Annotated in this window: 15 protein-coding genes; 6 read left to right on the top strand and 9 right to left on the bottom strand. The window is 46.9% G+C overall.

Going from position 1 to position 22,678, the window contains the following annotated elements; translation table 11 throughout:
- Window positions 1-92: 92 nt before the first annotated feature.
- The 3 genes from KRAC_RS37825 to KRAC_RS37815 all read right to left on the bottom strand — a co-directional run bounded on the left by KRAC_RS37825 (window position 93) and on the right by KRAC_RS37815 (window position 3,403).
- Window positions 93-2,324, bottom strand: a complete 2,232-nt coding sequence (locus tag KRAC_RS37825; RefSeq protein WP_007916523.1) for a tetratricopeptide repeat protein — start codon at window positions 2,322-2,324, stop codon at window positions 93-95.
- Window positions 2,325-2,341: 17 nt separating this feature from the next.
- Complete coding sequence (locus KRAC_RS37820; protein WP_007916521.1) at window positions 2,342-2,740, bottom strand: hypothetical protein; 399 nt, start codon at window positions 2,738-2,740, stop codon at window positions 2,342-2,344.
- 246 nt (window positions 2,741-2,986) lie between these two features.
- A complete protein-coding gene (locus tag KRAC_RS37815) occupies window positions 2,987-3,403 on the bottom strand; it encodes a hypothetical protein (protein WP_007916520.1) in 417 nt (138 codons plus the stop codon).
- Window positions 3,404-3,765: 362 nt separating this feature from the next.
- On the opposite strand from KRAC_RS37815, the gene KRAC_RS78635 reads away from it, so the two are divergent.
- The 4 genes from KRAC_RS78635 to KRAC_RS37800 all read left to right on the top strand — a co-directional run bounded on the left by KRAC_RS78635 (window position 3,766) and on the right by KRAC_RS37800 (window position 10,502).
- On the top strand, window positions 3,766-4,197 hold the full coding sequence (locus KRAC_RS78635) for an IS66 family transposase (protein WP_075164454.1): 432 nt from the start codon (window positions 3,766-3,768) through the stop codon (window positions 4,195-4,197).
- A 5-nt stretch (window positions 4,198-4,202) separates the two neighbouring features.
- Window positions 4,203-4,706 carry an IS66 family transposase gene (locus KRAC_RS78630; RefSeq protein WP_075164453.1) on the top strand — a complete coding sequence of 168 codons (504 nt, stop codon included), beginning with the start codon at window positions 4,203-4,205 and terminating at the stop codon, window positions 4,704-4,706.
- A 244-nt stretch (window positions 4,707-4,950) separates the two neighbouring features.
- Window positions 4,951-8,232 (top strand): AAA family ATPase, encoded by a 3,282-nt coding sequence (locus KRAC_RS37805; RefSeq protein WP_007916519.1) that lies wholly within the window; start codon window positions 4,951-4,953, stop codon window positions 8,230-8,232.
- Complete coding sequence (locus tag KRAC_RS37800; RefSeq protein WP_007916518.1) at window positions 8,229-10,502, top strand: hypothetical protein; 2,274 nt, start codon at window positions 8,229-8,231, stop codon at window positions 10,500-10,502. Before KRAC_RS37805 ends, KRAC_RS37800 begins: the two co-directional genes overlap by 4 nt.
- Before the next feature lie 200 nt (window positions 10,503-10,702).
- Here KRAC_RS37800 and KRAC_RS63265 read toward each other — a convergent pair whose 3' ends face one another.
- The 5 genes from KRAC_RS63265 to KRAC_RS37775 all read right to left on the bottom strand — a co-directional run bounded on the left by KRAC_RS63265 (window position 10,703) and on the right by KRAC_RS37775 (window position 16,788).
- Entirely contained in the window at window positions 10,703-11,608 is a 906-nt protein-coding gene (locus tag KRAC_RS63265; protein WP_007916517.1) for an EVE domain-containing protein, read from the bottom strand.
- Between the two features lie 82 nt (window positions 11,609-11,690).
- Window positions 11,691-12,155 carry a DUF6884 domain-containing protein gene (locus KRAC_RS37790; RefSeq protein ID WP_007916516.1) on the bottom strand — a complete coding sequence of 155 codons (465 nt, stop codon included), beginning with the start codon at window positions 12,153-12,155 and terminating at the stop codon, window positions 11,691-11,693.
- A 312-nt stretch (window positions 12,156-12,467) separates the two neighbouring features.
- Complete coding sequence (locus KRAC_RS37785) at window positions 12,468-13,193, bottom strand: hypothetical protein (RefSeq protein WP_007916514.1); 726 nt, start codon at window positions 13,191-13,193, stop codon at window positions 12,468-12,470.
- Between the two features lie 189 nt (window positions 13,194-13,382).
- Window positions 13,383-15,116: a DUF2357 domain-containing protein gene (locus tag KRAC_RS37780; protein ID WP_007916512.1), complete on the bottom strand. Its 1,734-nt coding sequence runs from the start codon at window positions 15,114-15,116 to the stop codon at window positions 13,383-13,385.
- Window positions 15,091-16,788 carry an McrB family protein gene (locus tag KRAC_RS37775; RefSeq protein WP_007916511.1) on the bottom strand — a complete coding sequence of 566 codons (1,698 nt, stop codon included), beginning with the start codon at window positions 16,786-16,788 and terminating at the stop codon, window positions 15,091-15,093. The genes KRAC_RS37780 and KRAC_RS37775 overlap by 26 nt, the downstream gene beginning before the upstream one ends.
- Before the next feature lie 405 nt (window positions 16,789-17,193).
- Between KRAC_RS37775 and KRAC_RS37770 the strand changes: the two genes are divergently transcribed.
- Entirely contained in the window at window positions 17,194-18,879 is a 1,686-nt protein-coding gene (locus tag KRAC_RS37770) for a hypothetical protein (RefSeq protein ID WP_007916510.1), read from the top strand.
- Window positions 18,880-19,625: 746 nt separating this feature from the next.
- A complete protein-coding gene (locus KRAC_RS74830) occupies window positions 19,626-21,104 on the top strand; it encodes a DUF4268 domain-containing protein (RefSeq protein WP_007916509.1) in 1,479 nt (492 codons plus the stop codon).
- A 546-nt stretch (window positions 21,105-21,650) separates the two neighbouring features.
- Here KRAC_RS74830 and KRAC_RS37760 read toward each other — a convergent pair.
- Window positions 21,651-22,562, bottom strand: coding sequence for a WD40 repeat domain-containing protein (locus tag KRAC_RS37760; RefSeq protein ID WP_007916508.1), 912 nt, complete (start codon window positions 22,560-22,562; stop codon window positions 21,651-21,653).
- Window positions 22,563-22,678 lie beyond the last annotated feature (116 nt).

The raw sequence follows: 22,678 nt of genomic DNA, 5'->3' as shown, positions 1-22,678 counted from the left end.
AACAATCCAAAGAGGCAGATACACATCTTCTCTAACTGTCCTCTTGCTTGATGTCGTTACTTTTGTCCATCCCATATCTGTCATTTATATGGTTATCTATGTAAACGTTTTTTTCTTTGCCGATCCTTACGCTTCTTTTTATTTCTCTGCTTCATAGAGGATTGCGTTTGACCAGCTATGGGACGTTGCCCCATGCATTGCAGAAGCTCAGCATAGTTACGTTGCAAAACTCTTGTATCAGGATGCTCTACCCCTAAGCAACGTTCATAGATTGCCAGCGCTTGTTTAAACAATGGCTCTGCTTTGTCGTACATCTCCTGATCCTTGTAAAGTCCTGCTAAATTATTTAGGCATGATCCAGTGTAGTGATGCCAAGGATCTAATTGTTTCTGACATATTGTCAACGCCCGTTTCAATAGTGGCTCCGCATCCTCGTACCTTCTCTGATCCATATAAAGCATCGCCAAGTTGCCAAGATTCATTGCAATTTCTGGGTGCAACGGCCCTAATGTCTCCTCTACAATAGCTAGCGCTTGCTGATACAACTTCTCTGCCTCAGCATAATTGTTCTGATCACGATAAAATGCTGCCAAATTATTCAAGCTTATGGCCGTATGAGGATGCTGTAGCCCTAACTGTCCCACGCAAATTGCTAGCGCCTGTTTTAATAGTGGCTCTGCTTCTCCATACCTCCCTTGCTCCATAAAGAGCTTTGCCAGGTTATTCATACTTGTTTCCGTCATAGAATGTTGTAGACCTAATTGTTCCACGCAAATTGTTAGTGCTTGCTTTAATAGCGGCTCTGCTTCTCTATATCTCCCTTGCTCTATCCAGACTGCAGCCAGATTGTTCATACGCGCTGCTATTGGGGAAGGACCTGATTGTAACTGCTGAATATTGATTTTCAGGGCTAGCTCATACAAAAGCGCTGTTTCATCATAGCGAGATTGACTAGACAGATAATAGCCCGTCAGATTGAGTAAGCGGATAGCAGAAAGGGAAGTTATTTGCTCATGCTTTATCCAATTAACGGAAACCAGAGCATGAGGCAACCAACGCTCACATACGTCCCAATTGAAGAACTCTGGATTGGGGAAGATTTGGGCAACCATATTAACTACCCTCTCCGCCCTCTGTCTTCGCTCGTCGGCAGACATCATGTCACGTAAAACAATCTGCACCAGACGATGTAGAGAGAGTGTCTTCTGCTCACGATCGCGCTTAATGAGTGAGTAGGCTAGCAGGACTTCGAGCACCTGATTAAACTTGAAGGCATTAGCAGCAATGGATCTGGGTGTCAGTCCAAGATGTTCAACATCGTTGTTAAAAGCCTCCTCAGGAATGGTGTCAGGAGCCAGAAATGCGCAGAAACGCAGTAAGTCTGCGGCGGCGGCATTACGTTCTTCTACCCTTTTAAAAGAAATTAACCAAGTAGTAGCAACCGTTTCTGGATAGTCAATTGAGAACCCACGACGCTGCAACAATTCAGAACGATGTTGATGATATAGTTCCAAGTATTCAGCCAAACCAACTTCTGCCTCATCAATGTATGCGCCCGCCTGATCAAGAGCCAAAGGTAAACCGCCAAGTTCTCGCGTAAGTTGGAAGGCCAGGTTATGATTCTGAGGTGAGACTTGCTCTAAAGAAGCATCAGATTTAATCAGCTTGGCGCGGTGTAATAGGAAAAGCGCACCTTGCTCATCTGTGAAACACTCGACAGTGAGAGAACGTGCCAAGCTGCCGAGTGTCGAGGCACGTGTAGTGTAAAGGCAATGGCCTTTAGGCGAAGCAGGAACAAATGCAGGCAACACCTTTGGCTCATCAGCATTGTCAAAGACAAGCAACCAGTTATCGTTGTTTTGCAGCCAGGTCTTAACGGCCTGTACAGAGACATTCTGGTTCTGTTCATTTCTTTGGGGTAAATTGAGCAGATGAGCAAGAGAGACATACGAAGAGATCAAGCTTTCCTGGCTCTCCGCATGCACCCAAAGAATATAGCGGTACTCTTCTTGATAGCGGTAGGCATACTCGACAGCCAGTTGGGTCTTGCCCACACCCCCCAGACCACTGATCGCTTGCGAAAGCGCGGTAGCTTGGCCAGCATGAAGTTGCTCATGTAAACGAACGAGCAGGCCTTCACGACCTGCGAAGTAAGGGTTGTGCTGGTACGGTACATTCCAGGCACGTTCGAGTGGGGCATTATGAGCAGTTTGTGATGCGCCCATATTGATATTGAATGTTTGGGTTATTTCTTGTAGCTCTGCGTTATTCTGCCCATATACAGAGCTATTATTGCGAACATTCTTTTCTCTGTTGTCGCTCATGCTACTGCATGCCTCTTTTACGCTTTGTTCGGCGACTCCTCAAAGTGTTGAGTGATAGTTTGATGATCGCCGATGTTTTGACCATAGACATTGCCATTATTCTGAATGTTAAACTTGCCCATACCAATTTGTTGCTGCTGAGCTGCAGCTAAGATCTGCTTTGCCGCCTCCATGACTGCTTCATCCTGCCCGGCATGAACTTCTCGTAGTATTTTCTTGAGTGGCTCAGTATAGGTTTTGGGATCTTCCTCATGCTCTTCAAGAATTACCCGAGCTTTAGGTTTACCAGCCACAAGACGATTAAGTTGGGTCTTTAAGAGAGCATAACCATCTTTGACAGCCTGGCTAGCAGTATCCTTGGCACTCAGTGCTGCACCAGCAACCAATGCAGCTTCAATTGTAGAAACAGGATCCATAGTATGTCCTCCAGCGTAGAAAGTATTTTACCACCACGATTTCTTTCTCATGCACATGCCAGCAAAATAGAACAAATTGCAAAGAAATTTAGCTACTAGTTATGCTCATTCTATCTAGGCACAGGCTATTTATACCATCATTATCTAGCTACCCGTATTTCCCAATAATAGCTGAAGTATAATTGATTTTGCTCAACACGGCAAGCAATCGCCACAGCGTTCCCCAAATACTCACCGACATTCAAGTCAGGGAAGCTCTGCAATCATATCATTAAGTTCTTGTAGGCCTTCCAAGCCACCAAGTGTAAATAAGAGTGGTAAGATAGACTCAAGGTAGTCAAAGAGGTCTGCGCGAGTCAAAGATGCAAAAACATGAAGTGCTTCATTCCAAATCACATATAATCCATTGGGGTCAGCTTGCTGTACATGAAGAACAATATGCTTCAAAATGACAGATTTGTTAAAGATATCGTCTAGCTCTCGTGTAGCAAGTAGCACTTTGTCTATTAACTTTGAAGAAAGGTAGGGTATAATTCTCATTAGCGCTCTTGTCCGTGGATGCTCTAAATCTCCTAGAGCTATGCCAATATCTGACAACGGATGTAAATTATTGTGCCTATCTTCTTCCATAAGGAAAGCATGATCAATCATTGTAGAGAGCATAACAAGGGACTCCTTATAATGGTACCAAGAAACTGGTTCTTCCGCACTTTCCGTGCTCAGCAATGTAAACAGCTGGCTCAAAACGCATGCAGGAAGCGTATGGAGAACGGTCTCTCCCTGCATGCCCTTTCTATGAGAAAAGTAGCTCTCCGATCCGCTTGCTAAGCTTGCTGGTCTCTGTTTCGTCATATTGCTGAGCACGGGAAGTACGGAAGAACCACACACCTGTGCAATATGGCAGGGCAATCGCATCTAAATTTTCAAGCGGCTTGTAGAGCGCATCTATACAGCAGAGATTGAAAAATTGGTTTATTATGAGACAGCTTGTAGAGCCAGTTCCCCAAATTAGATGCGATTGCCCTGTGCAATATGGACCATCTCTACAAGCCTTGGCAGTGTACCTGAGCCAGGTCCAATTGTTGCCGTATGCCCGGGGAAGTCAGGACCTTGAAGACCTCTTTGGCCATCACCTTTCGGTTGGTACTATTGAGCGCTACTTCATCCGTGCTAACGAGACCATTGAACCCGTTGAGGAAGCGCTCAAAGAGGCCCTGGGGAAGCAGGAGGTCGTTCATCAAGATGAGATTGGCCTCTTTGTGCAAGGGAAACGTCACTGGGTTCATGTCGTCTCGACGCCTCAACTCACGCATTTACGCGCATCACCCCAAACGCGGGCGACAAGCTCTGGATGCGATTGGCATTGTTCCCGCTTGGAAGGGCTGAGTGAGCATGATGGATGGGCCAGCTACTGGGCCGATCATGCTCTCTGCAATGTGCATCATCTGCGGAGCTGACCTTCTTGGCTGAAGAAGAGCAACAACTCTGGGCCCATGAGATGAAGGTGTTGCTTCTGTTGATGCGCGAACTCGTCCCTCAGGTCAAAGCCCAGGGATGGAAAGCCTTTCCTGCGCACATGCAAGAGATCCGCGTTGACTACTATCATCAGATTCTTGAGGTGGAGTATCAATCGGTTCCTGCTCCGCCCCCTTCTCCACCAGGCAAACGAGGCAAACCCAGGCAACACCCAGCACACAATCTCTTAGATCGGCTCCGCATCCATGGTGATGCCGTGCTTGCCTTCGTGCGTGATTTTCGCGTGCCTTTTGACAACAACCTGGCTGAACGGGATGTGCGAATGCTCAGGGTACAACAAAAGATCTCTGGGTGTTTCCGCTCAGTACGAGGGGCTGATTCCTTTTGCCGCCTGCGCAGCTCTATTTCTACCATGCGCAAACAAGGCCACCGGCTGATCACTACTCTAGAAACGGTTCTGGCTAGATATCCTTTCTTTCCCTCCTTCTAGCTCACCTGAATAGTTACTATTTATTTATATTGGTCACAGATATTCTCACAAAATAAAGAAAAGCCAGGTGATCGTTTGATCAGTATATGTTGTAACAACTTTAATAGAGTATTACTACCTAAATATCTTTTAAGATAAAAACAACATTATTTACAGCTGGATAGAGATGTGCTAGTATTGCCATATGCCTATATAACATTCTTCATATTAATCGGAGCATTTATAAATAAGAAGGACCATACATATGTTATTTGAAAATAACATACTGAACTTACAAGACATTCAAGATACCTTAACAAAAACATTATTTCAAAAAGCTTCGCAAAGAACTCAGAAAACCGTGCGTCCTGGCGATATATTAGCTGCGGCTATTGATTGTGGAAACCCACGTGTCTTTACCACGTTAACCCAGGCATTAGCTCATGGTTCTACTCTCGTTGATGTGAAAGAAATAATAGAGATCTACAACCCTAGCCAGACCAGAACCCATCGCCCCCGCCTCCAAAGAGAAGATTTCTCGCCATACACATTAGAAGCGCTCGATCAATTCAGTAACGAATTACAAACGAATCCACAATATTTGCAAGGACATACGGCTGAATTATTCCTTGCCTGTGTACTTCATCATTTAGATGATGAAGACCAAGAATACTTAACATCATTGCTCAACATCGGGCGAGGAATAACACTTTTCCGTCGCCAGATTCCGATTATTGATATTCGTCTACAAAACGAACTGAGCAATCTCTATAAGAAACTCTCTGCCGACAATAAGCTGTTTACAAATGAGCAGTTGAACGGTTATTACGAGACGTTCCGCAAGAAGTTTGGGCCAGAAAAGTTACTCGCGATGGAAGGCGACGAGCTTTTATTCGCTATGAAGGGGGGAAAAGAGCACAATGGACTCTCCTACTGGCTGGAGTTTAAGAACGATAGCGAGTTCCCTTCTCTATTCTTTGGAAGCATTGCAGGTGGAAGCTCGCATAAGTACGGTGTTTATCAGCAAACGGAAACCGGGAAATGGATCAGCGGAACGCCCCAGAGAGAAAAAGAAGTCTCACAGGAAGAAGCTATCGAAATCGCCAAAGAACACCGCAGGCAACTCGTCGATGGCTGTACACTATTAGATACGCTGCCATTAGAAAGTGATGAAGATTACGAGGCACTCCAACGGGAGCTGCAACGTGTCGCTCCCCAAGTCGCAGAAACCACCTGGGGGCACAAGTATTTTAGCCTGTTATATCCAGATAAGTTGGAAGATTTTCACGTGTACTCCTATCAATACTTTCATATGCTTAAATTACTGCAGGCTCCACCAGCAGCGATGGGCGTTTACCAACAAGCAGGGCAGTATACTACCGGCGGCCGTTATCTGATGGGAGGCCAATTTACCCGTATTGCCAGGAGTTTGGGAATGAGAGTGCATATCCTGACTCATTTGCTGAGCGAAAGGAATGGTTCTCCTTATCGCTATTGGCGTATCGGCACAAAAGGTTACTCAGATAAACAAAGCCGTTGGGACGAGATGCGGGACGCCAACTGTTGTACTATTGGATGGTCGGGTATCGGTGATCTCTCATCTCTGCTTACGCTTTCTACTAATAGCCAGCGCAAACAATACCTACGCGAGACATTTTCACGAATCTACCCTGAGGATAACGCGGCAACGATTACAAAAACGACCAATCAGATATTTGCGTTCATTTTCTCGATCAGAAAAGGGGACCTTGTCCTGGTATCAGAAGGAGCAAAAGTATTAGGAGTTGGGCAGATTACAGGTGATTACTTTTATGACGCAACCAAGGGGTTTGCTCACTGTCGCCCAGTGAAATGGCTTTCACTTGAGACCTGGCAACAACCTGACCAGAATCGGGATTTCGAGGGCAAGCTCACAACCGTTTATGACATGAAACGGCCTTTGAACCTGATTGAAGCAGAACGAAAAATTCTCGACAGTGATTCTCATACAGTTACACTATTCCCTCCAGAGAGTCCAGAGCAAATTGAAGAAAAAGAAACCGACGGCACTGATAATCAGATACCACCAGAGCCAGTTCTGGAATTCTTCGCAGATGAGGAGCTAGCTTCTATTCCAGAAACCCGGCTTAAGCAGCAGATCGCCAGGCTGCGACGATCTCTCCTGGTAGACGAAAAGTTAGTACGGGATATCTACTACGCCTTATTGAATAGACATGTCATTTTAACGGGACCTCCTGGAACTGGAAAAACTCAGTTAGCACAACTCATTCCCGAAATTATCTGGCAGGATGACAAACAAGAGAACCTTGATGATAAAGAAAGCAGTAGTGTCTCAACAAAAAACGCTATTCCAGCAGGCTACATGACAACGCTGGTAACAGCAACGAACGAGTGGAGTACGCATACACTGATTAGTAGCATTATGCCAGTCATTGAAAATGAAAAGCTTACCTATCGCACACAGCATGGTTATCTTACCGAGGCAATTCTGCGCAACTGGGTCGTGAGCGAGCATGCAGGTGCACAATGGGAAATTCTCGGGCGCCGCAGCCCTCTTGGGCATGCAGGGCCAGAGCAGCAGGAGGAACGCAAGTATCGAGGGCACTGGCTCGTCATTGATGAATTCAATCGCGCGCCAATTGATGCTGCCCTGGGAGAAGCACTGACCGCATTGAGCAATGGAGAAGCATTACAAGTGCCAGTTGATGGTGGAAGAGTGCGACTACCACTACCGAAAGATTTCCGCATCATTGGGACCCTCAATAGTTTCGACCGCAACTATCTCAATCAGATCAGTGAGGCACTGAAACGCCGCTTCTACTTTATTGAAATTCCCCCTCCCTCACGCAAATATCGCCAGGAAGAACAGGGAATCGTCATTTATAAAGCACTGCAGCAACTTGCTCATCATACACCACTCATTACGACAAAGGATGAGGAAATTACCTGGACTGGTATTCTTTCTGTGCGGGCAAATACTGATGGCATCTATGAACTCGTCTGGCAAGATAAACAGCATCCATTCTTCTCCATATTCACACAACAACTTTGGCCACTCTTCGAGACCATCCGTGTTTATCGACAACTCGGAACCGCACAGGCCATCGCACTAACAAGTCAATTGCTTACACCGGGGCTATTGCAGGATGAGAAAACTGAGGAAGCATGGCAAGAGATGCTGGATATTGCCTTCCGTGATACCATCGCTGACCAGTTACAAGTATTACTTTCTGACGAGTTAGAAGTACTGACGTGGTGCCTTAAACTTGAGGCATCAAAATTCATCGACAAATATAACACAATGCTCATGAATATGCGTGGGAAGAAGCGTCGTTTGATTGCTCACCTGGAAGCGTTAAGCATTGTTGTCAACGAACAAGGTAAGCAGTTAATAACCGACGAAGGGATCGAAGAGCTCCTAGAACAGGATGAACCATATGTCTTGCCAGAAGTGCTTAGCGAAGCATTTCACCTGCAACAGATCCCCTATAAACTGCCGATGTTTTCGCGAAGGCTACGCAACTTTAAGGCGGTACACGGGCTATGATGAAGGACACAAAAACAATACAGGAGTTAGTGCATGAGAAGATGTCAGAGACATGGACCTCATTTTTGCAGCGCCGCGTGATGCACTTGCTACTCGCGCTTGATCCCCAGCTTTTTCATGGCCAGTTTCATGTACTCTATGCAGGAAGTAGTCTCGCCAATCATCCGCTTTTGCAGTTTTATGATCGTTACATGAAGTTCATAACGCTCGGCAAGGATTTGTTTGATGATATACTTCCCCGCATCTATCTGGAATGGAATCAGGTAACTGAGCAATCCATCGCCCAGGATACAAATCCGATCAGAGGGCAAATCGATTGGCCACAAACTCTAAAGCGGGCGAGCAATGAGACTCCGGGGCAACTTCCATTGCGCTTTACGATTCGCTTACGCCAACAACAAAGTGCGCTACCAGAAAACATCCTGGTCGTCGCTACTCTTTCCTGCTACCAGCAATTTATATCCGACACGCTACGTATTGATCAGCAGGAAGAAGTCTTAACGAATCAAGAACGTCAGTTCCTTGTGAACCTTGGAGATCATCTTGATCGTGAGCTCACAAAGCCTCACGTAGGCCTACTGTTGGAGAAGGCACAAGCAAGCAATCCAGACACCTTAATTGAACAAATCCATCTCCATCCTGGTCCGAGTGCTTATCGAGATTTGTTAGAGTGGTGGGAAGCATTTTCTGAGTTACAGATCGGATCTTCACGTGCAAATTTCCGCCTGAGCCTTTCCCACACGTCTCTGCACGATGAACAGATGAATATCTGGTTGTATGAACTATGGATTGTGCTGGAACTCATCACGCTGTTGCAGAAGCAGAATGCACTGGAATCAAACACGCTTAGGATTGCGATAGATCAACTCAGCTTTACCTTCACCTGGAATAAAAAGCGTTATCTTTTTCGCTACCAACGGCGAGGCATGATGGGGTCGGCGATCACACACGATTGGACGCAAATCCCTGCCATCCAATCCTCTTATCTGATAGAGCGTGAGAACCCATTAATTGTGGAATATAAAGGGAAGCAGAGCTGGAAAGAACCTCCAGTTGTGATTGATACAACCTATAATTCTGATACCGGAGAAGCAATACAGCGACTGCTTGGGAATATGGCTATCTATACTACAGCGACAGGAATGCTCATTTCTCCTTATGTATCAGACCCACAACCAGGCTCTCATGTCAGTGGAGAAGCGCATTATGAGAGCGAAAAATATAGCGATCGCACTCAAGAGGCACGTATTAAGCTCTATCAAATAACACCCGATATTCCTGACCCATTGCTTCAAGCACGTCTCATTGCCATTCTGCAACAAATAGTAACCAATCTTCCCGAACGTCAACAGCCGGTCTGCTGTGGAATGATGCTCAACCAGGATAGCAGCAACGCAAGTGGGAGAACCATACAGGAATATAATGTCCTGTGCCCAAAACCACATATCGGATCTCATGTCTATGATCTAGTCAATCGAGAACGGCATTGCCTGCAAGATCCACGCCTCTGCCATGTCATCGGACAGGTTATTATCCCTCCACAGGCCAATAGTATCGTGAATTTGAACGATCTCCAACTCAATATCGAACAACTACGCAGACATACCGAAACCATATTAAGGCAGTCGGAAAAAGAGAATGATGAAGAAAGAGCTGAACAGTTCCGGAGCCTGATTTTACAGCGCGTAGGTGAAAGCATCGAACAATATGTACACGACCATGGGAATACTATATCTCAGGAGAAATTTTTGCGTGAAGGAATTTTCAGGTCATATTGGGATCAACATGCCTGTTGCCTGGAGTCCGAGACACGTTTCATCCTCATCAGTGGGGAATACGTCTGGGATGAATATCAACGCTCTCAACTAGACGATTGGGCAGCACCAGCAGTGCAATACTGCCGAGCGTTAGAGCGCGAAATAAAACGACGATTTTATACCCCTATCCAAACAGAGTATGAGATCAAGGACAAGAGCTGGACACTTGGTTCAATTAAAAACATGTATAATGGTGGCAAACCAAGCATAAACAGTAGAAATTGGCAGGCATTTATCGGGCGAGCACGTACGTTTCAGATTACGGAAGACATCCTATCTCAGCAGTTTGTGACACCAATGGTAATGGAGAAAAAGATTTCAGATTTACGAAATCAGTTGGCTCACGGGGACCATATTGATAGAGATACGGCGAAGACTTTAAGAAACGCCATTCTGGGGGTGAATGGTGCTAGTGGCCTGTTAAAATGGATAGTGAAAAATATTGGCCCGTAAACACATCCAGGTGGTACCCTTTCCATCGAAGATTGACCAAGTAAGAGCTCAAGCATTTGAAGGAGCAATATACTCATGTGGAGCCATCAGACCATACACTGGTAGTGGCTTAGCTAGATGCAACAAAAGAATTTGCACTTGAGTCAGAACAAAAGATGTGCCATATGAGACACACTATTTGAGATTCAGAGATTCCTGATTTATTTTCCCCTTTTATAGGAGAAGGCGAGGGGTGAGAGCGTCCCTTCGCCAATATTCCAGGGCTCCAGGCGCTGAATTTCGCCACCTTCGAGCTTCAAAGGTACTGTTGAAGTAACCTGGATATGCGAGAGGATAAAGAGCGCGACATTGGGATAAAAATTTTGCGCATGCGTCACTTCGTTTGCTGTGAGCAAAATTTGTGTTCCGTCCGAGGTCGTCCCTTTGACCTCAACGTGTAGTTCCTTTCCCGTTGCTAAAGTGCAGAGCAAATCATATGAATGCGTGGCAGAAACATCGGAGACACTCCATCCTTGTTCTTGATAGAAGGCCCTTGCGTGCTCCATCGCATACAGTTCGATTGCTCGCCGGAGATCGGCATCGAAGACATACCCCTGTCCTGAACGTCTTTTTCCCGTGTATTCAATGATGGCGTGTTCGACACTTGCTATTTCAGGAGTGCTTCCAGGCCATCCTCCTACAAGCTCCATAAGCGTGTCCCATTGATCAGGAGTGACGTGAAATATCGATCCGCCCGTTGCGCGAGCGACACTTAATTCTTTCAAAAGCGGTACATCTGTCCGGTTGTCCCACAAGGGCAAAACCGAGGAGGCATAGTAGCGAACCTGCACTCGATCCACTTGCTCACTTGCTTTTTGTTGATCTACCCAGTGCTGCTCATTATGGGCCTTTGCAGAGACGGGATCTGTTAACACTTCTGCCAGTGCGACGATTCCTCTCTGCTGACCATTGCCTTTGGCTTTCCAGATGATGGCTCGGTCGTCAGCTCGAACATCGCTTTTTTGAATAGTCCAGCTATCCTCGTCCTGTTCTTGAATTGCTTTTTCAATATCATACACCCTTGGATTGGCAAGAAAAGCCCAATACTTTCGCTGTCGTCCTTGCATAGCAAGCTACTCCTACAAATTCGCTTCCTGGCACGTTCTCAGAAACACAGTGTTTTCTGGGGTATATCTGAAATGCCCCCCATTAACCAATGGAGATTTTCCTGTCTTCCTTGTGTTGTTCTTCCAGCCAGTATTTTGTCTGGCGTAATCTCATGCCTATCTCTCCCGCCACCTCTTGCAGACGGCCAGATTGGCGTGCCCGATCGATCTCAGAGGATAACGTGATACTTTGTAAATATATGCTGCCCAGATTCAAAAAAATCTGATTATAATTCCTCTCTTGTAAAAGCACGTCCAGGCTGCTGCTGACCTCTTTTTGCAACTCTACGGCACGGTCCCTGGTCATCTTCTGATCGTACATCTCAATGGGTGTGTCTCCAGAAATAAGCCCGTACTTAGCGGAAATGATAAGGATATCCGTTTCCGCTGGCCAATATCCTTCTCTCCTGGCTTTTTTAATACTTTTATACACGCCACCGGTATAGCGCTCTATCGCGGGAAGCATTCCAGAGGTAGGATTCTTGCTACCGGAGCAACTAATCAACATCAATCACTTCATACAATCACCTGACAACGAACAAATATTTTTACAACCTAGCAAGTAGATTGTATTGCAGTTGCGAGTAAAAGAAAAGGAAATTCCGGCGTTCAGGCTGTTCAGAGAATAAACTCTTCCGCACGAGAGCATTGCTCTTGTTGAGATAACATAAGAACATGCCTACTGTAGATTCAAGAAACTTCCTGTGTACAACGTCCAAGAAGCTCACAGCCACAGTGGTTGCAATCCCGTCGCCTGACCTCTTGGGCCATCAAATGCTGAGTGGATTCAGCAATGGCATGCTCGCTACAAGAGATGCGTTTATTGGTCCAAAGTTCCCCCAGAATACCCTTCGAGGAAATCAGCGCCAAAATGGCGGCTGAGGACTGCTCTGATAGAGGCACTAAGATGGCCGGTTCCTCCATCCCACCCTATTCGGACACAATAACATGTTGGACGATCGTGCCTGTGGCTCCATGTACCATCGTACTGCTCTCCTACATCTTCCCGAGCCTCGATCATTTCCTCCAAACTCCCCAGGTCGCTATACTCATCCTCTCCTTCGTAATCTATTGGGACCATCTGGGATTCGCGGAATACAAATACTTTTGCTCTCACGCGTATGCCAGACCACTGGTGCTCCTCTATATTGTTTTTAAAGCCAGATTGATAGAGTGCCGCGATATCCTTATTCCCGAAATTGAGATTGTCGAAGCGGAAACAAAGGGTGGGTTCCCCAGAGGGAATGTTGTCAATGACTTCGCGCAAGGTAGCTTCATCATTACAATAGAAGAGGAGGTCCGCCTGGCCCTCTTGATCCAATGCACCACTCACTGGTTTGAGAAGCCTAGGCCTATATTCCATGGAGTCCAGATACATACATGATTGATATGATTGATGATCAAAATGTTCTTGAGGTTGCAGGATCAGGCACGGGAACATGACAATGTTACTTTCCACAAGGTCGTGACAGAAGGCGAAAAGTTGTTCCCGTGTTGGAATGAGTAATTGCCTTGGCATAGCAGTGACTTCAAAATAATCGGTCATATTTTCTCACATTCTTTTTTGCATCTTATGTGTTACTATCAGCAATCCGGTGAGAAGGCAAGTAGGCAACCAGTCGGCCATCCTGCACAAAGGCAACTTGTACCTGCATCCGTCACCAAAAAACACACGATATAGATGTAAGAGTCCTTCGAGGCCAAGGCATCTACGCGTTGCCCCGACAGACAGCGATCAGATCATGTTCGCCTCATAGAGAATGTCATGGAGCTTTTTTCTGGCCGCCTCCTGGAGCTGCGAGGGCATATTTGGTCGTAAGGGAATGCCTCCAACTTCGCCGTCTCCTTCCTCGTAAACACGATTTCCAGGATAGAGCACATATGCAGATGAAACAATATTGCGTGTCCTGTAATCGCGAGCAGCGCTGTCATGCTGTTGGTACTTGATGCGGGTCACGTAGTTCGTCATTTTGTCCATGTCCTCAGTAAGCGGATAATAGTACCCATCTGTTTCTCGTACCCGTTTATACTTGGCGTCGAAAATGCAAACGGCTTGTGGCTTATTGCGTTCATAGAGCTCAATGGACATGTCCGGTGTCTGCGGTAGATTCCTCCCGTTCGTCGTCACCAACCCCTCTGCTCTGGTCACATTACGATTGGGATAGACCGGCTCGTACATGATTTTGATGCGCTTCTCCTCTTTGGCGAGTACAATACTGGCAGCATTTTTGCGCACCTCGAAACGAAAATTATTTTTCTCTACCTCGTAGAAGAGACCCTGGGAGACCTGTTCATACCCATTGCGCAGCAATTCGTCTATCGCCATCCTGGTGAGCGCGAAGACACTCCACATCTCATAGAGTTCGGGGATTTTCCGTACACTGAGCTCTGTCAGGTAGTCCTGCGCGTTCAGGCTTATTTGAAGCTGCTGCTGAAATTCCAAGTAGAGCTTGTAAAAGCGGCTGTACGTAGGGTGCTTGAGTAGGACCTGTGTCGCTTTTCCGCCTAATACGTTGCTTTGTACAGAATGGAGAAACCGTTCACTGCCCCACTGCCTGCAACGAACCTTCATGCTCTGGCATTGCTCGATTGCACCTTTTAGAGCCGTAATCTCGCGCCTTTCGTCTTCGGCATTCTGAAAGTGATTCCGTTGCATATATGCCAGGGTAACGCTACGCTGCTTGATCTCGCTCTCCGCCCGTTCCTGAATTGAGTTGAGTTTCGCCACGAGCTGTTTTTGTAAAAATTGCTTTAACAAACGATTCTCGTACACGTCATATGAAACGGTGGAGTGAGCAACTTGCCAGCGTGTAGGGAGTGTTAATGAACGCGCTTTTCCAGTTGATCGCCGAGGAACGTGAATCGCGTCTCCACCAATGCTCTGAGAGTCCGCGTTAAATTGCCAGACCTCGTGCCAGTCCCGCTGTTCTGTCGTCTTGCTCAAGACATAATAAGGGTCACGTCGAATCTCACTGAGAATATCACCCAGCTTCTGAACAATGGCTCGCACATGACGGTAATCTTGCAAAGCAGAGGTCTCTTGAAGCCGCCTGACGCTTTTCACGCGTTCACTGATACTCGAGACCAAACTGAAAAGAAGATCAGCAGCGATCGCACTGAGATCATCCTGCATCCTTTGATAGAGAGTTTGCGTAAAGTACTGAGGGATGACCCGAACGTTTGTCATCGCATCGGGATAGCCGGGCGCTGTTACACGCACCTCATACAGGCCAGCATAGCTGCGCGGCCTCCACTGCCAGTAGCCATAGTCATGGGTATGCAATTGAACCTGATCAATATAAATCTCTATTGGGCGAGGCGCATAGGCGGTAATAATGATTTCATTGCGCCTGTATTCCATCGCTCCAGCTTCAAGATTTTCGGCATCTTCTTGAAAGCTCAACGGTTTGCCGTTCAGAGTCAGCCACGTGTTCGGATTAGCATTAGCGCCAGAAGCTGGTGTAGCCATCGCGTTTCAACCTGTTCCTCATTTCTTGCAGCCGCTTTTCGGTACGATCGAGCTTATGTTTTTTGCTAAAGGTGATCAATTCGCCCAGTATCCCATCGATTGATTCAGACCCGTGAATACGCGGCAAAATGCGCTGTTTGCACTGCAGGTCAAAAGCGACCAGAGGGTCGAGAAGCCCGCTACTATTGGCAAGGTAGAGTTCTATTTCGCGGACGATACGGTAGCCCAGACCCATATTCGCGTTCTTAAGGATCTTATCTATTTCGACGATCTGGGCGCGATAACGGGAATCAGGACGAGTTGCCCGATAGCTCTGCCAGGCGCGATTAGAGATGAGCAGTGGTTGACCGGGATCTTCTGGCTCCGGGATAGTGTTCAGGTCAATATTGAAAAACTCAATGGTGTTCGCACGATCAATCACCTTGTCGCTGATCGGCTGCGTCGTCTCATCGACATTGATCGTTCCAGTAAAGAGAAGGTTATCTGGCAGGCAAATCTCCGCGGGAGGTAATTTGAGCCTTGCTTTCTTGCTCTGGCCGCGGTATTGCCTTTGCAGTTGGGCAAATGCCCGTTGACTCATCAGCTCAATACGCCGCTCTCTCTCACTGTCCCCTTCCATGGCGCTCAGGAACTGAGAGAAGTAGTACTCAACATGCGCAAGGTTCATTTCATCGAGGCAGAGACTGTAAAGCTTTTTCTGATTGGCAATCGCGGCAAGGACAAATTCCACGGCAGGTTCTGTGATGTACTCTCCAGTGATCGTATTGAGATGACCCAACAGGTACCGGTCATCGTTCCAATTGGGACGTACCGGGAGGCGCTTAAACGTGCCGTCTTGCCCCAGGGCCTCAGCGTAGAGTTGGGCAAGCTTCGATTTGCCTGTTCCCGAAAGTCCGGCCAGGATAACGAAGGGGCGCGTCTTCAGGCAAATATGGTAGTTGTAGACAGTCTCATCATCAAAGTAATAGCCCTGCTTGCGAATGCGATCTTTGACATAATCTAAGACCTCAGTTTCTTCAAAGAGCGCTTCGTCTTCCTCATCGGAGTCTATGACTTCAATCGTTTCTTCGTCATCAACGTCACTATCCTCATCTACCACCTCCTCTGATTGCCCACCAGAGGCGAGCCTGGACAAAAGAGAGGATTGCATCGACTCAAACTGCGTGACCATTTTACTCAAGTTGGCATTGAGCACGTCAAGGCCTGCCAGTGTAAGTTCCCCTGGTTCATCTTTTTTTGGAGCATCGGCGCTGGATTCACGGATGAGGGACGCTTTAGGTTCACCTTCATTGAGGGGGTAGCCATCGAGATCACTCAGGGTGAAGGCATTCATCAGACTGACAATCCCTGAGACCTGTTGCCTGGTGAGTTGTGTACCAGTAAACAACTCAAGTTCTGGTAACAGGACAGCAAGCGTTGCGAGCGGTAAACCATTCTGGTAAATATCATTCACACGTAACACCAGTGTTTGTGCCGAGCGGTTGATACTCACAACGCTGAATTCATAGGGGAGTAGATATTCTTCTTTCTTCTGAAACACAAAGACACGCTCATCCACTTGTAATGGGAACACCACATCTGAGGGATAGCTCATCGTCAGCGTGTCATTGAATGGGTAAAAATTTTTTATGGTGAGTGTTTCACTCTCGTCAACCCAAAGATAATAATTCATGCCTCGCCTCAATAATAAATTTTGTCTTATTTCTCGTCGAGCAGCTCATATTGCTTCTTTTCAGGTTGCCTACTATTGTAGGGCTGCATTTAAATGCTTGTCAAGCAGCAAGAACTCACTCAGCATAGAAGAGAACAAATATTTTTCTTTATCGTGATTGACTTATTTTTACACAAGATATAAAATCTCATCTATATGCCTGGATGAATGCAAATAAACACCTTCTGCCTTTGCCATAGAAGTATTTCCGGCGATGCCGCTTGACTGAAACAGCTTTTTAGAAGTATGCCGACAAGCAAGCGGCTGCATTCAAAACCCCACGCAAAAGGCATGCTTGATCATCAATACGCGATGGGGCATATTCCATATTTTTTAAGAAAAACGCACAACCTGGAGATCGCTGCCATGCCTATTCATGATATTGAGGCGCTAAAGCGCGCGTATCTCAATTTCCGGCGCAACACAATGGCAAACTTCATTGTCGACGTCCGCCGCACTCGTGCACAACAGATCCGCGCCTTGACCTTTGACTCCAAAGCCCTCTCTGACATTGAGACCTTTGAACGGGAGGTCTGGCTGTTTGAATCTCGCACCTATTTACGCAGCCGTCGCCTGGAACTAGATATTTTTTCTCAATATTACGAGCAAGCTCAACTACGCAAAGCCATGGTCGAACATCACCTGGCACTAAGCGATTTGCACAAAGCGTTGCATACCGGAGATCTCGAACTTCAGGGGAATTACACCTTCAGGCAAACTTCGACTATCTTCGCGCCTATGCTCAAAGAGCAAGACACTCGGTTCAACCTGGTCAAGCAGGCTCTCCATCTCTTCAACAATACAACACTCACTCCACGCCAAAAGGTAGAGCAGGTCTTAACCATGAAGGGCTTTGATGAAAACAACGCCACCGGTCTTGCAATGATCTTTCATCCTGAGGCCATCGGCATCGTCAATAGCGTCACCAGAATACACTTACAACAGATGGGGCACTCTGTAGCAAGCCAGCAGAACTGGCAGCAACTACAAGATGTACTGATCTCATTACATAAATTACTGAGAACACGAGACTTCATCGAGTTGGACGGGTTCCTCTATGTGTATGGCACACAACTTACGCAACAAAACGGTTCTGCGCCTGCACACAGGCAACACATTGCCAGTCTTATAACTAAACATGAACAGCAAAACACAGATGGCAACACACCTCTACCGAGAGTAGTAGCCATCAAAGAACCATCTCAACCGTATACTGAGCACAAATCATTTATGAGCGTAGATTGGGAAGGGATTGCCTGGACAAGTTGGCTCCCATTATCTAGCCCTGCTCTCCCCACTGGCCGAGGTATCTATCGAGTCAGGGCAATTGAACGTGACGAGCTGTTTTATATAGGATCGACAGGAAGCGATTTGCGGGGACGTATCGGGGATCTCTACCGCAACCTGGTAAAAGATCGCACACAAATGCCGTTCAACGATCCACATACTGCCGCACCATCCCTCTGGGCATGGCAAAACGCAGATGGCCTTCATTTTGAGTGTTCCGCAGCAACAGATTCGACGCACCCGGATCTGGATATTCTTGTCCACTATCTCTTATGGAGATATCGGGTAGAAACCGGTACTTCAACCCTTGCAAATCATGGCAGGTTTCATCCGTTGTATACGAAATCGGGTGGGAGAAAAGCTGGGCGGAGAGGTGAACGTCTGCCAGAAGGGCAAACGAACCTACATGGAGGACCAAGCTATCCCCCATTACTATTAACCGCCACCCCAGTTGAACAAACGTGGATGTGGCTGAACTGGAGCGAACTCTACTCATTCCATAGTAGAAACGAGGTTCCAACGTCGTATGGTATCTACAAAATAGTAGATAGTGATTCTGGTGAACTGCTCTTTATTGGCTCCGCAAAAAATCTACGCAGTGCCTTTCAAACCCAGGCTCGCAAAAATTGGCAGTGTCCAGGTCCAGCCTTTGCCTACTCTCTTTTGCCAGATACACTGCTTCCTCATCACATACACGAAATTGGAAATGATCTCTTAGGCGGCTATTTTGCATATGCCAAAGTAGCGCCAAAATTCCAGGGGTAAAAGCAGGCAACATAGCGGTGTGGAAACGGCTGAAGCTGTATCAGACGGCGGTAAAGAATTACAAAAAGATTAAGCCGGTCCCCAGAGAGTAGGAAATCTGCAATATGCAACATGGAACTGGATTTAGACGACAGGCGTTATCGGTGATTGACTTATATACATACAAGATATACAATCCGTGTATCTTCTTAGGCCAAACAGAATCAACCATAATTATTTAAAATTTTGCGATACGATCATTTTCCACGACTCTGCCTACTTTCATAGAAAAGTAAACGTGCCAGGGGTGGTATTCAATCCTGTGGTGACGACTCCCCACGCATAAATGCAAGGGATTCTCAGCAAGCCGAAGCTTCCTGATGGCTCCGTCCGAGCCAAAACGTGTTTGCTCTCTTGGCATTCAAGGCGGCTTGTGGGCTCTTAAAGACCTTGACATTGAGAGGTACAGGAACACTTGTACGCAAGCATTTTTACGCAAGGACACGAATTTACCTTGCAACCCAGAAAACACTTTTTGGTTGTGTATGTACAAAACACTTGTTCTAGTCTATCAGGTAGGGGTAAATATGTCAATAGAGGTCTATCCCACTCTCCCCTATCCACCACAAAAGGACTCGCTTGTATCCCCATGCCCGAAGGCAGGGGTCTTACGCTCGGGTCTGATAAAAAGAAATTTTTGTCATCCATAAACAAACGAAATACAGCACTATGTAAAAAGCTCACAATTGAAGCTGGAGATCACTGCTATGCCCATTCATGATATTGAGACGCTCAAACGTGCGCACCTCGATTTCCGTCGCAACACAATGGCAAACTTCATTGTCGACGTCAGGCGCACACGTGCAGAACAGATCCGCGCAATGACTTCCGATCCCGAGACTCTACCTGATATAGAGACCTATGAACGCGAGATCTGGCGGATTGAGTCACGCACCTATCTACGCAGCCGTCACATTGAACTCCGTATTTTCTTTAATTATGGGCAAACCCAACTGCACAACGCCATGGTTGAACATCACCTGACACTGCGCGAATTGCGCGAAGCACTGCATAATGGAGACCTGGAGCTCCAGGGGAACTACACCTTTGGGCAAACCACGGCTATCTTTGCCCCCCAACTCAAAGAACAACACACTCGGTTCGACCTGGTCAAGCAGGCTTTTCACCATCTCAATGACACTACACTTACCCCGCGACAAAAAGTAGAGCAGGTCTTGAACACGAAAGGCTTCGGTGATAACAACGCCACCGGACTTGGCATGATCTTCCACCCTGAAGCCATTGGCATTGTCAACGGAGCCACGAGAGCCTACTTGCATAAGATGGGGCATACGGCAGCAAGTACGCAGTCCTGGCAACAACTCCAGGATGTACTGTTCTCATTGCATAAATTGCTCAAAACACGTGACTTTATCGAGTTGGACTGGTTCCTCTACCTGTATAGCGCACAACTCACACAACAACAAAACACTTCTGAGGCTGCGCTCGTATACGAAACAAGCAGTGAAAACGAAAACCATTACGATTTACTCGCTCTTTACTTACGGGAACGACCTCGTACAGAGAAAGAAGTTGCATTAACGTTTCGAGAGGTAGAAACCATTATTCGTGGTCAATTACCGTCATCAGCACGCCAACATCGCTCCTGGTGGGCAAATGACTCTATTGTCAATGTCCAATCTCAGCAATGGCTTGATGCGAGCTGGCGTGTCTCCAGAATTAATATGTCAGAAGAAAAAATCATATTTTCACGTATTACGAAACGAGAAAGGCAGTATATAGACTTTTTTAGTGAGCTTCTTCAGGCATTACAAGAAAAACATCTTCCATACCACCGTCTCCCTTCTCCCGATGGTAGAAATTGGATACTGTGGAGATGGATACCAGATAAAGGTGCCCCAGTTACCTCGCTTGTTTTCTCCTTTACTCATTCTCATAGTTTTAGGGTTGAATTATATATTGATACTAGAGATAAGGAAAGAAACAAACTCATTTTCGACGCGCTTTATGAGCGTCGAGAAGACATAAAAGAGGAGTTAGGAGAGCTGGCAGAAGCACTGGAATGGGAGCGTATGAATGACAACCAGGCTTCCCGCATTGCCTTGTACCATGCAGGAGAAATTACAGATACGAAGTCAAACCTTACAGCACTACGAGAGTGGGCAGCGGAAGCCATGAGCCATTTCCAACCAGTTATGATAAAGTTTCTTGACCCTATTCTATAACAATTTCCTGTGCCATCAATGGCGCATCCACTAAATTTAGGGGTGAGGAGCAAGCAGCTATTTGCCGGATCCACCATTCAACCACTTTGACATCAAACTGACAGCAAAGCCACTGGATGCCAGCAAATTACTATGCGTACCGAGAAACGTTGGTTCTCCTCACGCATGACCAAGCTTTTTAGGCCGTTGGGCCCGGTTAAAATATGTATTAAAAACCAATCTGTGTTTCTGGATAGGAATCTGATCTGTCGTACTGAGCGTGGTGACCTTGTGCATTTAAAATCAGAATGGATTATTGCGGATAAGCTCCATGCTGCCAACATTGAATATTAGTACGAGCAACCAATAATACTTGATGATGTTGAGCGTTATCTCAACTTTATCATTGTTAATGATGCCAGTGGCAAGACATGGTATTGGGAACACAATAGCATGCTAAGCGTCGACCAAGTCCGGATCCACTGTGTTAGCTGTCACCAAGAGCAGGGTAGTGGGTATGAGCTGTATAACAAGCATTGAGTATCCATTTTCGCCAGAAAAGCCAACTCAGTGTTCTTCTCTCCACATTTTGATGGTCTTATTGTAACTACCACGAGCAAGAAGACGTCCGTCGGGACTCCACGCGACACTGTAAACAGCGAAGGCATGGCCGGTAAGGGTGTGCAGGAGCCGACCGCTGGAAGGGTTCCAAAGACGGATGGTTCTATCATAACTGCCACTAGCGAGAGTATGTCCATCGGGGCTGAAGGCCACACTGGCAACGGCCCAGCGATGGTCGGAGAGGGTGCGCAGGAACTGGCCGCTGGAGGGGTGCCAGAGGCGGATGGTTGCATCGGCGCAGCCACCGGCAAGTATGTGCCCATCGGGGCTGAAGGCCACACTATGAACAGCGAGGGGATTGCCGTTGAGGATATGCAGAAGCGTGCCGCTATGAGGGTTCCAGAGGCGGATGGTTGCATCGGAGCAGCCACTGGCCAGAATACGTCCATCAGGACTGAAGGCCACACTCTCAACATAACTGGTATGACCGTGAAGAGTACTCAGGAGTTGGCCGCTGTGAGGATTCCAGAGGCGGATGGTTGCATCGGCGCAGCCACCGGCCAGGATGCGTCCATCAGGACTGAAGGCCACACCGTGAACCAAGCCAGCCTGACTGTTAAGGGTGTACAGGAGTTGGCCGTTGGAGGGATTCCAGAGGCGGATGATGGGATCATCACCGCCACTAGCCAGGATATGTCCATCAGGACTGAAGGCTAGAGCTCTAACAGAGCGGGGATGGCCAGAGAGAGAGTGCAAGGTCTTGCGACTGTAAAGGTTCCAGAGGCGGATGGTCTTATCATCACTGCCACTAGCCAGGATGTGCCCATCAGGACTGAAGGCTACACTGTAAATATTTTTGGTATGGCCCCTGAGGGTGCGCAGGGGCTTCCAAGTAGGAGACTGACCAGAAACAGCCATCGTAGCACATCCTTGTTCATTGCATTGTGCCGCCGATCACGTATCGTCAGCATAATAGTAAAAATGCCAGTGTTTCTCTCATTCGTTGGATGCAGTTGCAGTAGAGTCATGCATCG

This window comes from Ktedonobacter racemifer DSM 44963, from assembly GCF_000178855.1.
Taxonomy (GTDB): domain Bacteria; phylum Chloroflexota; class Ktedonobacteria; order Ktedonobacterales; family Ktedonobacteraceae; genus Ktedonobacter; species Ktedonobacter racemifer.
Note: the sequence above shows the minus strand (reverse complement) of the source record. Positions and strands in the feature narration are given on the sequence as shown.

Bases quoted from the DNA above. Each gene is read 5' to 3' on its own strand.
- KRAC_RS37825 (WP_007916523.1), bottom strand. From the start codon at position 2,324: ATGAGCGACAACAGAGAAAAGAATGTTCGCAATAATAGCTCTGTATAT.
- KRAC_RS37820 (WP_007916521.1), bottom strand. From the start codon at position 2,740: ATGGATCCTGTTTCTACAATTGAAGCTGCATTGGTTGCTGGTGCAGCA.
- KRAC_RS37815 (WP_007916520.1), bottom strand. From the start codon at position 3,403: ATGCTCTCTACAATGATTGATCATGCTTTCCTTATGGAAGAAGATAGG.
- KRAC_RS37805 (WP_007916519.1), top strand. From the start codon at position 4,951: ATGTTATTTGAAAATAACATACTGAACTTACAAGACATTCAAGATACC.
- KRAC_RS37800 (WP_007916518.1), top strand. From the start codon at position 8,229: ATGATGAAGGACACAAAAACAATACAGGAGTTAGTGCATGAGAAGATG.
- KRAC_RS63265 (WP_007916517.1), bottom strand. From the start codon at position 11,608: ATGCAAGGACGACAGCGAAAGTATTGGGCTTTTCTTGCCAATCCAAGG.
- KRAC_RS37790 (WP_007916516.1), bottom strand. From the start codon at position 12,155: ATGTTGATTAGTTGCTCCGGTAGCAAGAATCCTACCTCTGGAATGCTT.
- KRAC_RS37785 (WP_007916514.1), bottom strand. From the start codon at position 13,193: ATGACCGATTATTTTGAAGTCACTGCTATGCCAAGGCAATTACTCATT.
- KRAC_RS37780 (WP_007916512.1), bottom strand. From the start codon at position 15,116: ATGGCTACACCAGCTTCTGGCGCTAATGCTAATCCGAACACGTGGCTG.
- KRAC_RS37775 (WP_007916511.1), bottom strand. From the start codon at position 16,788: ATGAATTATTATCTTTGGGTTGACGAGAGTGAAACACTCACCATAAAA.
- KRAC_RS37770 (WP_007916510.1), top strand. From the start codon at position 17,194: ATGCCTATTCATGATATTGAGGCGCTAAAGCGCGCGTATCTCAATTTC.
- KRAC_RS74830 (WP_007916509.1), top strand. From the start codon at position 19,626: ATGCCCATTCATGATATTGAGACGCTCAAACGTGCGCACCTCGATTTC.
- KRAC_RS37760 (WP_007916508.1), bottom strand. From the start codon at position 22,562: ATGGCTGTTTCTGGTCAGTCTCCTACTTGGAAGCCCCTGCGCACCCTC.